At 32.6% G+C, this 14,128-nt stretch carries 12 protein-coding genes; 9 read left to right on the top strand and 3 right to left on the bottom strand.

Annotation, left to right across the window (positions count from 1 at the left end; translation table 11 throughout):
- The first annotated feature begins 1 nt into the window (after position 1).
- Complete coding sequence (locus ACNQF8_RS00430) at positions 2-1,504, top strand: oligosaccharide flippase family protein (protein WP_417953430.1); 1,503 nt, start codon at positions 2-4, stop codon at positions 1,502-1,504.
- On the top strand, positions 1,482-2,237 hold the full coding sequence (locus ACNQF8_RS00425; protein WP_417953429.1) for an acyltransferase: 756 nt from the start codon (positions 1,482-1,484) through the stop codon (positions 2,235-2,237). Before ACNQF8_RS00430 ends, ACNQF8_RS00425 begins: the two co-directional genes overlap by 23 nt.
- A 1-nt stretch (position 2,238) precedes the next feature.
- On the opposite strand, the gene ACNQF8_RS00420 is transcribed toward ACNQF8_RS00425, so the two are convergent.
- A complete protein-coding gene (locus ACNQF8_RS00420; protein WP_417953427.1) occupies positions 2,239-3,138 on the bottom strand; it encodes a glycosyltransferase in 900 nt (299 codons plus the stop codon).
- A 52-nt stretch (positions 3,139-3,190) separates the two neighbouring features.
- Between ACNQF8_RS00420 and ACNQF8_RS00415 the strand changes: the two genes are divergently transcribed.
- Genes ACNQF8_RS00415 through ACNQF8_RS00405 form a run of 3 tightly spaced genes read left to right on the top strand, consistent with a single transcriptional unit; the run spans position 3,191 to position 5,797 of the window.
- A complete protein-coding gene (locus ACNQF8_RS00415; RefSeq protein ID WP_417983445.1) occupies positions 3,191-4,288 on the top strand; it encodes a glycosyltransferase in 1,098 nt (365 codons plus the stop codon).
- A 7-nt stretch (positions 4,289-4,295) separates the two neighbouring features.
- Positions 4,296-4,700, top strand: a complete 405-nt coding sequence (locus ACNQF8_RS00410; RefSeq protein WP_417950335.1) for a sugar 3,4-ketoisomerase — start codon at positions 4,296-4,298, stop codon at positions 4,698-4,700.
- Positions 4,697-5,797, top strand: coding sequence for a glycosyltransferase family 4 protein (locus ACNQF8_RS00405; protein ID WP_417953424.1), 1,101 nt, complete (start codon positions 4,697-4,699; stop codon positions 5,795-5,797). Before ACNQF8_RS00410 ends, ACNQF8_RS00405 begins: the two co-directional genes overlap by 4 nt.
- Here the strand turns inward: ACNQF8_RS00405 and ACNQF8_RS00400 are convergent.
- Both ACNQF8_RS00400 and ACNQF8_RS00395 read right to left on the bottom strand, forming a co-directional pair.
- A complete protein-coding gene (locus ACNQF8_RS00400; protein WP_417953423.1) occupies positions 5,794-6,684 on the bottom strand; it encodes a glycosyltransferase family 2 protein in 891 nt (296 codons plus the stop codon). The genes ACNQF8_RS00405 and ACNQF8_RS00400 overlap by 4 nt on opposite strands.
- Positions 6,684-7,367, bottom strand: coding sequence for a cell division ATP-binding protein FtsE (locus ACNQF8_RS00395; protein WP_315207127.1), 684 nt, complete (start codon positions 7,365-7,367; stop codon positions 6,684-6,686). Before ACNQF8_RS00395 ends, ACNQF8_RS00400 begins: the two co-directional genes overlap by 1 nt.
- Positions 7,368-7,615: 248 nt before the next feature.
- Between ACNQF8_RS00395 and ACNQF8_RS00390 the strand changes: the two genes are divergently transcribed.
- The 4 genes from ACNQF8_RS00390 to ACNQF8_RS00375 all read left to right on the top strand — a co-directional run bounded on the left by ACNQF8_RS00390 (position 7,616) and on the right by ACNQF8_RS00375 (position 14,002).
- Positions 7,616-10,630, top strand: a complete 3,015-nt coding sequence (locus ACNQF8_RS00390; protein WP_417953422.1) for a tetratricopeptide repeat protein — start codon at positions 7,616-7,618, stop codon at positions 10,628-10,630.
- A gap of 81 nt (positions 10,631-10,711) precedes the next feature.
- Positions 10,712-11,575, top strand: coding sequence for a PhzF family phenazine biosynthesis protein (locus ACNQF8_RS00385; protein ID WP_417953421.1), 864 nt, complete (start codon positions 10,712-10,714; stop codon positions 11,573-11,575).
- Positions 11,576-11,620: 45 nt separating this feature from the next.
- Positions 11,621-13,429 (top strand): porin family protein, encoded by a 1,809-nt coding sequence (locus tag ACNQF8_RS00380; RefSeq protein ID WP_417950329.1) that lies wholly within the window; start codon positions 11,621-11,623, stop codon positions 13,427-13,429.
- Between the two features lie 123 nt (positions 13,430-13,552).
- A complete protein-coding gene (locus ACNQF8_RS00375) occupies positions 13,553-14,002 on the top strand; it encodes a hypothetical protein (protein WP_315207114.1) in 450 nt (149 codons plus the stop codon).
- Positions 14,003-14,128 lie beyond the last annotated feature (126 nt).

Raw genomic sequence — 14,128 nt, 5'->3', positions numbered from 1 at the left:
AGTGTCTGAAAGCAAAACGTCATATTATCAAATTGTTAAAACCACTTCGCTTTTTGGGGGTGTACAATTTTTTACTATTCTTATTTCTATAATTCGGACCAAATTAATTGCTGTTTTCATTGGTCCAACAGGAATGGGAATTGTGACTTTATTAAATTCAGCTGTAAGTGTTATAGGTGGTGTTACGAGTTTAGGGATTGAAACTAGTGGGATTAAACATGTTTCAAGCAATTATAAAAATGATGATTTAAGTAGTATAGCGACTATTGTAGCAATAGTAAAAAGGCTGGCATTATTAACGGGAATTTTAGGATGTCTTGTTACTGTTTTTCTTTCCAGTTGGTTGAGTCAGTTAACTTTTGGGAATTCAAATCATATATTTTCATTTGTTTTTATTTCAATTACACTGTTGTTTAGGCAATTAATGATCGGGGAATTTGTGGTTTTACAAGGTTTAAGGAGAATGAGACTTTTGGCGAAAGCCAATTTTTACGGAAATTTGTTTGGATTGCTATTCTCAATTCCACTGTATTATTACTACAGAATTGACGCTATTGTCCCCACGATTATTATTGCCTCACTTTCGTCAATGTTGTTTTCTTTCTTTTATTCGAAAAAGATAAAATTAAATAAAATTGTCATTTCGAATAAACAATTGACCAGCGAAGGAAAAAGTATCATTAAACTGGGAATTCTTTTGACATTAAGTGGTTTGTTTACTTTACTTTCAACCTATTTAATCCAAATTTATGTTGGGAATCAAGGAGGTTTAGAACAAGTAGGATTTTATAATGCAGGTTTTACGTTGTTGAATTCTTATGTTGGAATAATTTTTACGGCAATGAGTACCGATTATTTTCCAAGACTGGCTTCAATAAGTGATGAAAACGAAAAAGTCAGAACAAGTGTAGTACAGCAATCTTTCATCTCAATATTGATTATAACACCTATAATTATCCTGTTTTTAACGCTAATTCCACTCATTGTAAAAATTATTTATACGCCAAAATTCATTTCGATTATTCCAATGGTTTGTTTCGGGATATTAGCCATGTTATTCAGAGCAGTTTCCTGGTCAATGGGTTATATTTTGATTGCCAAAGGAGATTCAAAAATCTTTGTGAAAACGGCTTTTGGTTTTAACCTTATTTCGTTATTTTTAAATGTTTTAGGATATTATTATTATGGATTAGAAGGACTTGGAATTAGTTTTTTTGTCTTTTATTTGATTCATTTTTTTGGATTAAAAATAATTACTAAAAAAAGATATGGTTTTTATTTTGACTCTGATTTTTATAATATTTATGGTATTTGCTTTTTGATGTGCATGGCTACTTTTTTATTTCGATATATTCCAGATTCGATTATAAAATATAGTTTGATGTCAGTAATGGTAGTGATTTCAATAGTTTTTGTATTGTTTCAAATGAATAAAAAAATGGAACTGAAAGGTTTGTTTAATGCTATAATTAAAAAGAACAATGATAGAAATTTTAAAAAATAATTATAGAAAAGCAAAATCAGGTTATAAAAAATTGCAATTGTATTATGCTGTAAATTGGACTAAAACACTCTATTTTAATTTCAAAAAATTTCCTTTCAGTACCGCCAAAAAACTACCTGTATTTTTTTATGGAGCGGTAAAATTTGCCTCAATAGCCGGTAAAATAGAAATTGAAGGAAAAATTAAAAAAGGCATGATTGGTTTTGGACAGCCTTATGAAATGAATACGCTCCATAAGGGGATTGCAGAAATTAATATTTTAGGAAAAATAGTATTCAAAGGACATGTTCAATTTGGTAAAGATTATTTTATCTACGTCGGTGAGAATGGTTATTGTGAATTTGGTCACATGTCATCTTTGGGTTCTTATGCTAAATTGATTTGTATAGAGCGAATTGTATTAGGTAATTATGCCCGTTTTGGTTCGGAATCCCAAATCATGGATACTAATTTTCATCAGATGATGGATACCCAAACGGGAGAAAAGTTTGAAATGACCGCTCCAATAGTGATTGGAAATTATAATTATATAGGCAGTAGAGTTTCTGTCATGCAAAAGACCAAAACTCCGGATTACTGTACCGTTGCCTCCAACAGTTTGTGTAATAGCGATTATACTACTTCGGGTTCGAATATTTTGATAGGCGGTATTCCAGCAAAATTTATAAAAGATTCTATTTCCAGAGATTGGGAAGCGGAAAAAGATTCATTAGATGCTTATTTAATCGTCTAGTTTATGAAGTCACGAAATGAATTCTCAACTTAACTTCTATCAAAATATACTTTAATACTAATGCGAAATTAGATGTTTTATAAGCCAAAATCATCTCAAAATGGATTCGTTTTAAAAGGGCTTTATTTTCTTCTTTTGTTTTATTGAGATCAATTGCTTTTTTTAAAATCAAATACGTGGAGTAATTTATTTTTTTTGCTCTTGAATCTTTCTTCTTAAAAAAATCGGTTCCTAAAGAATTTGGAACAATCCTTTTCTGCATTAGGATTTCGTCGATAAAATCAAAATCATAAATTCGGGAAGCACGAATCCAAAAATCCAAATCTTCGTAAACCAGCGTTTCATCATAGCCATTTAAATAGTCAAATACCGTTTTTTTTACCATCGCTGAAACGGAACAAATGCTATCTCCGCCTGAAAGAACTGATTTATAAATATCACCTGTTGTTCTCGGGGTAATTACTTTTTGAAAACTATCCACAGGGAAATAATAAGATTCAAATTCGCCTTTTTCAGTGATTAATTCAACATTTCCATATACAATTCCAAGGTTTTTATAAGTTGTGTTTTTGAAAGCATGTATTTGTGAAGCAACACAATTGGGTAGTAACACATCATCCGCAGCCAAGTCAATAATATATTCTCCTTTGGCTTTTTTGAGTGCTTTATTGAACGATTTTGTACTTCCTAAATTAGTTTTATTTGCAATAAATTGAATTTTAGGGGAATCAATACCCCATTTTTCAATCACTGATTTAGAATTGTCAGTACTGCAATCGTCAACAATAATTAGCTCTACAGAAGGATAATCTTGATTAATTACTGAAAACAAACTCTCTAAGACATACTTTTCCTGATTGTAACACAAGCAAATAATGGTAACCAATGGATTGTGTTGCATATTTTTTTAAAAGAGTTATATTTGATACGAAAATAACAAATCGATAATGATTTTGCCTAACAAAAAAATTAAAATTGCTTTAATTGGTTATCGATTAAGTCATGGTGGAGCCGAAAAAGTAATGGCTCTCTTGTCTCAGTTTTTTGAAAAAAAAGGAATAGAAATTCACAATATTATTGTTCTTGATGAGGTTTCCTATTCCTATTCAGGGAAATTAGTCAATTTGGGGAAAATGAAAAATGGTACCAATGGACTTTTTAATAAATGGAATCGCTTGGTATTTCTTAACAAATATCTTGACGAAAATAATTTTGATTTCATTATAGATTTTCGGTTTAGAATAAAACCCATTCAGGAATTAATAATAGCAAAATGGCTCTATAAAACTAAATCTATTTTCATGGTTCATAGTTATTTAATCGATCACTATATGCCTAATTGGTCTTTTCTTACCCGTTTTATGTATGGAGATTGTTATAAATTAGTAAGTATTACAAATGAATCCAAAGCATTAATAGAAAGAAAACACCATCTTAAGAACGTTGTCAGAATTTATAATCCAATCGATATTGATGCTATTGCAGAAAAGAGTATGGAGTTAGATGAACTTCCTTATGATTATATTATTGGCGTAGGCCAAATGGAAACAAACATCAAACAATTCGACAAATTAATAGAGGCGTATTCGAAATCTATTTTGCCAAAAAGCAATATACATTTAGTCTTATTAGGAGAAGGAGAACGAAAAATGACACTTCAAAAGTTAGCCAAAGAGAAAAAAATTGAAGACAAAGTACAATTTTTAGGATATAAAAATAATCCGTTCAAGTATTTAAAAAAAGCTAAATTTTTCGTTTTGAGTAGTTTAAATGAAGGCTTGCCCAACGTTATTTTAGAATCACTGGCTTGTGGAACTCCAGTTGTTGCCTTTGATTGTTTGTCAGGACCCAGTGAAATGATTCAGCATCAGGAAAATGGATTGCTAGTCGAAAATCAAAATATTGAAAAACTTACGGAGGCCATGAATTTATTTGTAGAGGATAGGAATTTATATCGATATTGCAAACAAAATGCACCACAAAGCGTACAGTCTTTTTCGGTTTTAGCTATTGGGCAGCAATGGTTGAACTTGATGAAAATTAGTTTATAACACAATTATGACAACATTAAAAGATATACAATTACTTAAATTACCCGTTGTAGAAGACCAGCGTGGGAATTTGGCATTTATTCAAGAGGATGTTTTGCCATTTGAATTCAAACGTGTGTATTATCTTTTTGATGTGCCAAGTAATGCATACAGAGGAGGGCATTCACACATTGCTCAGCAAGAAACGCTGATTGCTTTGAGCGGTAGTTTTGAGGTTGTTCTTCAGGATGGATTAGACAAAAAATCATTTATATTGAACAAACCAAATCTTGGATTATTGATACCAAAAGGCATTTGGAGAGAATTGCAAAATTTTTCTTCCGGAGCGGTTTGTTTGGTTTTGGCATCTGATGTGTTCGATGAAGAAGATTATATTCGGGATTTTGATGAATTTTTGGAGTCTAAAAAATGAAGCTTCTTTATATAGTTCCCAACATAAATAACGAAGGCGGTGTAGCCAGAGTCCTTTCTATAAAAGCTAATTATCTGGTCGAAAAATTGGGATATGAAGTTCATATTCTGACTCAAAACGAGGGTTTTTCTCCTTTATTTTATTCTTTCAATTCCAATATTATTTTTCACGATATATTATTGAAAGGTAATTTTTTTCAGTTTTTTAATTCTTTTTCCAAAGGGTTAAAAAGTAAAATTAAAGCAATTCAACCTGATATTATTGTTGTTTGTGATAATGGACTAAAAGCGTATTTAATTCCTTTTATTTTAAAAAATAAAGTCCCTCTTGTGCTAGAAATGCACAGTTCTAAGTTTATTGAGGAAAGAGAATCAGATAAAAATATTTTGACGAAAGTTGCATTTAATTGTATTCATGCGTTAAAAAAAATAGGAATAAAGAAATACGATCGGTTTGTTGTGGAAACCAGCGAAAGTATTACAGAATGGAATGTAGATAACACTATTGTTATCCCAAATCCTTTATGGTTTACTTCCGGAAAATCGAGTGCTCTAGATAATAAAAAAGTCATTGCTGTAGGACGACATACGTATGAAAAAGGTTTTGACAGAATGTTACAAATTTGGAAAAAAGTTATTACGAAACATCCAGATTGGATATTGGAAATTTACGGGAAATCAAATGAAAGTATCGATTTAAGAGAATTGGCTAAAAGTCTGGATATTTCTAAAAATGTTGTTTTTTATGAACCAGTACGCAATATAAACGAGAAATATCTACAGGCCTCTTTCTATCTTATGACGTCTCGATTTGAAGGTTTTGGGATGGTTTTGATTGAGGCAATGGCTTCTGGATTGCCTTGTGTTGCTTATGATTGTCCGTGCGGACCAAGAGGCATTTTGTCTCAAAAAGAAGACGGTTTTTTGATTGAAAATGGAAACGAATCAGATTATGTAAAAGCAGTCGAGACTTTAATAGAAAATGTAAAATTAAGAAGAGAGATGGGAAAAAAGGCAAAATTGTCCAGCGAAAAATACCATATCGATGCTATTATGGAAACTTGGAATCAATTATTTATTGGAATCAAAAAGAATTAATTTTTAGGACTTAAAGAGCATAAATACCCAACTCGAAACCAATTAAAAAGAAATAAATTAGGATTCTTCCCAGTCAAATTTTGTAGTAGATATTTCTCAAAAACAGAATGTATTTTTGAAATGATAAAAGTAGATTTTGTTCTTTTTAAAAAATGATACAATTGAATCAGTCTTACAAATTCAACATCAATTTTTTCTTCTTCGTATAGCGAAATCAAATTTTCTAAAGACTCTTTGGTTTTGTTCAAATAAACCAAATTGGTATCAATGTCACCATGTTCAACAGGGTTTTCAATGTGATTTACGTTAGATTTTAAAAGACTTAACTCATACGAAAGTTGGGTGTCATCATGACCGTATTTCTTTCTGTTAGTGTCAAATTTTACTTTGTTGAAACAGTCTTTTTTGATTACGGTATTATTAAAAAGTAATGATTGATATAGCTTTTTCTTTCGGTTTGCTGCAGATTTGTCCTCAATAAATCTTCCGTATTTCCAACGTAGTTTTTGATTGTCGGAAGGACATTTTTCAGGATGCAACCTTCCGCCATAAACAACATCAAAATCCTGAAGATTGTCAATGTATTTTTTTATAAAATTGTCATGAATAATAATAGAGTCGCCGTCGATGAAAAGCAAGTAATCAAATTTTGCTTGTTCGGCAAGAGAATTTCTGTTTTCACGATGTGCCAGATTTTCTTTTAAAGAGACAAAACTGCAATTTGATACTGCATTCACATTTTCATTTGATGCATTCAAACTAGATTGAGAAGCGTCGTCTTGACATAGAATTTCAAAATGTATTCCGCAATCTATACATTGTTTGTGCAGCTCTAAAACAAGCGGATAAACATTGTAATTGTATATAGGAACTAGAATGGAAAGCATTATGCCGTTCTCTGAACCACTTCAAAGATTTTTGCATCTTCGCATTTCAACGTTTTTGAAGGGAATTTCATTAGCAACGCATAATCGTGTGTTGCCATAATAATGGTTTTTCCGTTAGCATTGATTTTCTTTAAGACTTCTAAAACTTCGGCGCTGGTTTGTGGGTCAAGGTTTCCTGTTGGTTCATCAGCAAGGATTAATTCAGGGTCGTTAAGCAAAGCTCTGGCGATAGCCACACGCTGCTGTTCTCCTCCAGAAAGTTGATGTGGCATTTTTTTGCCAAAATCTCTCATTCCCACTTTATTCAAAACTTCGTCAATCTTATTTTGCATTTCTACGTTGTCTGTCCAGCCAGTTGCTTTCAGTACAAACAACATATTGTCATATACAGTGCGGTCCGGTAGTAATTTGAAATCTTGAAAAACGATTCCAATCTTTCTTCTCAAAAACGGAATGTCATCTTCTTTTAAAGTGGCTAAATCAAAATCTACTATATGACCTTCACCTTCCGTTAAAGGCAAATCAGCATATAAAGTTTTCATTAAACTACTTTTTCCGGAACCTGTTTTTCCAATAATATAAAGGAATTCACCGTGTTTTACCTCCAAGTCTACTTGGGATAAAATAGATTTACCTTCTTGATAAATGTTAACATTTTTTAGAGACAGTACGGATTGTGACATAATTTGCATTTGTTTATTGGGTAAAAGTAATAAGATAACGGTTCTATTCAAAATAAATTCTATTCAATTAGATAGAATTGTGATAATTATAAATAATATGTGAAAGTAGCGGAGTTTACAGGGATGAATAGTACAGCAATGAAAGTTAAATTCTGCAGTGTTAAAAAAAATGTTCATAATAAAAGCCAATAACGATTCGTTATAGACTTCAGAATATGATACATTTGAATTATTAAAATAAAATCACAATGCGTAAAATTTCTTGGCTCTTCTTTATTTCAATTTTCATTATAACGGCCACTGTTTCGGCACAAAAATCATCCATATACACTCACGATTCGAAAGATTTCAATAAAGCGGTTTCTTTATTTAAAGACGCGCAATATGCATCGGCGCAACTAATTTTTAATAAAGTAAGAGAAACGGCCGCTACTGAAGAGCTAAAATCTGATTGTGCATATTATGCGGCTAATTGCGCCATTCGAACCAATCAATCGAATGCGGATGAATTGATGGAGCAGTTTGTTTCAGATTATCCAACGAGCGTAAAACAAAACCAGGCATACATCGAAGTAGCACATTATCATTTTAACCAAGGGAATTATCCGCAAGCTTTACAATGGTTTGATAAAGTAGACGAAAGCAGTTTAAGTAGAAACGATCAAGATAAATTTAACTTCCAGAAAGGCTATAGTTTTTTTAATGCCAAAAAGAAAAAAGAAGCTACAGTCTATTTGAATAAAGTGGTAAACTCAGTTGAGTATGGTTCTCAAGCCAAATATTATTTAGGGTTTATGGCGTATGAAGGTGATGATTACAAGCAAGCTACAAAGTATTTTGATGAAGTTTCGGGCGAAGAAAAGTACAAAGAAAAGCTTTCGTATTATCAGGCTGATATGAATTTTAAACTCGGGAATTTCCAAAAAGCAATTGATTTAGGTCAGAAAGCAATGGCTAAATCAACTCCTTTGGAAAAATCAGAACTCAATAAAATCATTGGCGAAAGTTACTTCAATTTGAAGCAATATGATAAAGCAATTCCATTTTTAGTAGATTATAAAGGAAAAAAAGGAAAATGGAATAATACAGATTTTTACCAATTAGGATATTCGTATTACAAACAAAAAGACTACGAAAACGCGATTTCTCAGTTCAATAAAATTATTGGTGGAAAAGATTTCGTAGCGCAAAATGCCTATTATCATTTGGGAGAAAGTTACCTGAATACGGATAAAAAGCAACAAGCTTTGAATGCTTTCAAAAATGCTTCGGAAATGGAGTTTGATGCGGCAATTCAGGAAGATGCCAGTTTAAACTATGCCAAATTAAGCTATGAATTAGGGAATTCGTATCAAAGTGTACCAGCGGTTTTGCAAGCTTTTTTGAAAAAATATCCAGATAATGCAAGCCGTTCTGAGGTGGAGAAATTACTGATAGATTCTTATATTTCTTCTAAAAACTACAAAGAAGCCTTAGTTTTATTGGAAAAAAATAAATCGCCAGAAAATAAATTAGCGTACCAAAAAGTGCTTTTTTATAGAGGTTTGGAACTATACACGGATGGAAATTATCCTGAAGCATTAAAAATGTTTACGAAATCCATAAGCGAACAAAAAGATGCTGTTTTTACGGCTCGTGCTACTTTCTGGAAAGGCGAAACAGAATATGTTTTGAATGATTTCAAAGACGCTTTATTAAGTTTCAAGCAGTTCATTGGTGCAAACCAAGCAGCGACAACACCGGAATTTAAAAACAGTAATTATAATATTGCATACACGTATTTCAAATTGAAAGAATACGATCAAGCAGGAGATTATTTCCAAAAACAAATTGAAAAAGCGCCTACTGATAAAGTGCGTTTGAATGATTCGTATTTACGTTTAGCAGATTGTCGTTTTGTGACTTCAAAATACGGTCCCGCAATGGATGCGTATACTAAAGTGATTGAATCCAAAAGTGTTGATGCGGATTATGCCTATTTCCAAAAAGCAATTTCTTATGGATTTATGGCTAAAAACGATAAGAAAATTGATGAGCTAAATGCTTTTTTACAATTGTATCCAAAATCAGAATACAGAGACGATGCACTTTTTGAACTGGCAAATACCTACGTTGCTGAGAATAAAAATGACCTTGCCGTAAAAACGTATGACCGATTAAATACGGAATTCAAAAAAAGTTCTTTCACTTCCAGATCTATTTTGCGTCAGGGATTGGTTTATTACAACACGGATAAAGACGATCAGGCATTGTTGAAATTTAAAAAAGTAGCCGCTGATTTTCCTCGAACTCCGGAGGCTTTAGAAGCGGTAGCAACCGCTCGATTGATTTATGTGGACAATGGAAGAGTAGACGAATATGCAACTTGGGTTCGTACATTGGATTTTGTAGCTGTTACGGATGCGGAATTGGATAATGATACCTATGAAGCTGCTGAAAAACAATTTCAACAAAATAACACCAAGCAGGCAATAGCAGGATTTAGCGGCTATGTAAGTCAGTTTCCTAGAGGAATTCATGCTTTGCAGGCTAATTATTATCTGGCTCAATTGTATTATTCTGAAGGATCAGAGAGCAAATCTATTCCTAATTACGAGTATGTAATTGCGCAATCCAGAAGTGAATTTACTGAACAATCGTTGTCGCGATTGGCTCAAATTTTCCTTAAAAACAAAGAGTACGAGAAAGCAATTCCGGTTTTATCTCGTTTAGAGAACGAAGCGGATATTTCTCAGAATAAAACTTTTGCACAATCTAATTTGATGAAATCGTACTATTACAAAAAAGATTATCCAAATTCGGTTATATATGCTGAGAAGGTTTTAATGAATCCTAAAACGGATGATAATGTAAAAAGTGATGCGCAAATCATCGTTGCACGTGCGGCAATTGAAACTGGTGATGAAGCGAAAGCAAAAGTTGCTTACGCAAAATTAATGACGATTGCCAAAGGAGAATTAGCAGCCGAAGCCCTGTATTATGATGCTTATTTCAAAAACAAAGAGGAAAAGTTTGAAGCTTCAAATGTTGCGGTTCAAAAATTAGCGAAGAATTATTCCAGCTATAAATATTTTGGAGCCAAAGGATTAGTGGTAATGGCCAAAAACTTTTACGGACTAAAAGACAGTTATCAGGCAACGTATATTTTAGAAAATGTAATTCAAAATTTTACTGATTTTCCAGATGTGGTTTCAGATGCACAAACAGAATTGAACGCTATTAAAGCCGAAGAATCTAAAACTAACTCATCGATAACAAAATAAAAATCAAGGTTTTAAAGTTGGAAAACAGCTTAAATCAAGCGTAAAATTTTTAAAATAATTGAAAGCCAAAAAACAAAGAGAATGAATCTACCTTTTTATATAGTTGATGTTTTTACAGAGAAAAAATATGCAGGCAATCAATTGGCTGTTTTTTTAGAGGCTGAAGCCTTAAGTGCCGAAGAGATGCAAAAAATTGCCCGTGAAATTAACTTTGCGGAAAGTACATTCATTACGAAGCTTAGCCCTGAAAGTAATACAGCAGAAATTAGAATTTTTACACCTGAGCACGAAATGAAGTTTGCGGGTCATCCTATTATTGGTACATCTTGGGTTTTGATGAATAAAATATTTGGAAATCAACCGCGAAATATAACTTTAAACGTCCCAATAGGTGAAATTCCCGTTAATCAATCAGGCGATTTAGTATGGTTACAGGCTACTCAACCACTGTTTTTGGATACTTTTTCTGCGGAGGGCTTCTTATCCTTCAGTAATCTAAGCAGTGCTGATTTTGATGATGAATTTTCCATTCAGGAAGTGACCACAGGAAGCGCGTTTGTAATTGTTCCCCTCAAAAACAAAAAAGCATTGGAGAATTTAATTCTTGACAAGGATAAAATGAACGAATGGTTGCAGGCAAACTGTAAAACCAATCATAGAGCATTATATTTTTATTGTTTAGAAGATGCAAAACTCATTAGCAGAATGCTATGTGTTGAAAATAATCAACTTATTGAAGATGCCGCTACTGGAAGTGCCAGCACTTGTTTACAGGCTTTTCTTTTGAAATATTATTCACCAGAAATTAAAATTGTCAATCATCAAGGAGATTTTATAAGCAGAGCTTCCCAGATTTACTTTGATGGAAAATTAACTGAAAATCATTTTGATATAAAAATAGGAGGAGAAACGCAATTCATTGCAAAAGGCGAATGGGAAGTTTAAAAATAAGATTAGACGCATTAGAAATAAGAAGTAAAAAAATAAAACATGACATTTAAACAATTAAACATAAAATCATTTACAAATAGGGCAACAACGTTTTCGGCTCCTTTCCTTTCGGGGAGAGTGGGGTTGGGGGTTTTATTCTTCTTTGTATTCCAATCTTCGTTTGCACAAAAGAAAGAGCAAATAGGAACCGAAACGGTAAATGTTGTTAAACCTTATACGCCAAAAATTTCCGATGCTTTTAAAGTAAAAGAAATTCCAGAACTAGATGAGGAAGGAAATGCTAAAAAAGAAACCATAAAATACACGATTTTCTCTTTTCCTGTAGCATCTACTTTTACACCGTCAAAAGGAAAAGCTGAAGGTGTAGAAAAAGAAAAACAAGCACATTTATTTAAAAATTACGCCACTTTTGGTGTTGGTAATTACGGAACCTTTATTGGGGAGTTATTCGTAAATCATGATATTAATAACACAGATTATGTTGGTGGAATGTTCCGTCATCATTCGTCTGAAGGCGGAATTCAAAATGTAGCATTAGAAGATGGTTTTTACGATACATCGCTGGACTTGATGTATGGTTCCAATCAAAAAGACGTGTCTTGGAATCTTGATTTAGGGTATCAAAACCAAATTTATAATTGGTATGGATTGCCAGAAAATTTTGGAAGTACTTTGACACCTCAAGACAGAGTGACTTTAATTAACGGAATTAATCCACAGCAAACTTACGGTACGATATCATTAGGCGGAAATGTAGCATTTAATGAAAGTATTTTAAACAAAGCAAGTCTTAAATACAATCATTTTTCGGATGCTTCCGGATCTTCTGAAAATCGATTTTATGCAAAGCCAACAGTAGAATTTGATGTAATGGAAAGTGCTGTAAAAACAAATATAATTGTCGATTATGTTGGTGGTAGTTTTAAGAAAAATTATTCAAATACGAATACTGAGCGTGTGAAATATGGTTTTACAAATTTTGGAATTGCTCCTAGTTTTGTAATGCAAGAAGATGATTGGACGTTGAATATCGGAGCTGGATTGTTTTATAGCTTGGATAATGTAAACAGCAATAATAAATTTTTAGTGTATCCGCAATTCAATGCTTCGTATAAAGTGGTTGGTGATTTGATGATTTTCTATGCTGGAGCCGAAGGGAATTTGGAACAAAACTCCTATATGGATTTTGTGAATGAAAATCCGTTTTTATCGCCAACATTGAATATTGCACCAACAGACAAACAGTATGATGTTTTTGCCGGATTAAAAGGGAAATTGACTAATAATGTGAGTTATAATGTTAAAGCTTCGTATGTAAACGAAAGAAATAAAGCCTTGTTTAGAAGCAATGATTATAATGAAAATACGAGTAATGATGATTATGCGTATGGAAACTCTTTTCAAGTAGTGTATGACGATATGAAAACATTGAGTTTTTACGGAGAATTAAAAGCTGATTTTTCTGAAGATGTATCTTTTGGAATTAACGGAACATTCAGTAGTTATACTAATGATTTTCAACAAGAGGCTTGGAATTTGCCAACAATTAAATTGAATTCAAATCTTGATTTTAATATAACAGAGAAATGGTTCGCTGGTGCAAATGTGTTCTACGTAGGCGAGCGAAAAGATTTTCAGATAAATACGGCCTTTGCGGCTAATGCTGCTCCTGTAACTTTGAAATCATATTTTGATGTCAATGCAAATGTAGGCTACAAATACAGCGACCGTTTGACTGCTTTTGCAAGAGCTAATAATATCACTAATAATGCCTACCAAAAATGGTTGAATTACCCAGTTCAGGGATTTCAAGTGATTTTAGGAGTAAACTATAAATTTGATTTTTAAATCCCCACCCCAGCCCTCCCCAAAGGAGAGGGAGCCGAAACGGAAAACAATCTTCGCTTTTTTTATAAAAAAAAATGAAAGCGTGAGAGGCTTCAAAACTATGTCAGGCTTGTAATTCTAATTATGACTTTCAAACAAAAAATACATACCCATTATTTACAATTAGTTCAGGATCGAATCGATGTTTTTAAAGACATGATTGTAGCGCTTACGGAAGATTCTAAGAACGATGCCAAAGGTTCTGCAGGAGACAAACATGAAACCGCTTTATCAATGATGCACATTGAGCAGGAAAAACTCAATCGTAAATTGAGAGAAGTATTGGATCAAAAAAAGGTTTTGGATAAAATTGATGCCACTACAACTGCTGAGACTATTATTGTTGGGAGCTTGGTAAAAGCAAACGGAATCTATTTGTATCTGAGTGTGGCGCTTCCAAAAATCAATGTCGAAGGAATCAATATTATCGCATTATCACCACAATCGCCTTTGGGGAATAAATTGATGGGAAATCAAGAAGGTTTTACTTTTGAGATTAACAGTACGAAGTATTTGGTGGAGACTATTGAATAAAATCTGTTATAATGCGTCCCGAAACTTCGGAAGTTGCATCCGTCTCATTTGCATCCCTTTTTACAATTCTTAACTTCGATTCCTTTTTTATTCTCTTTTAATTACATTTTAAACACAAATACTAAT

This window comes from Flavobacterium labens (assembly GCF_048286755.1).
GTDB lineage: Bacteria > Bacteroidota > Bacteroidia > Flavobacteriales > Flavobacteriaceae > Flavobacterium.
This window is presented reverse-complemented; position numbering and strand designations above follow the sequence as displayed.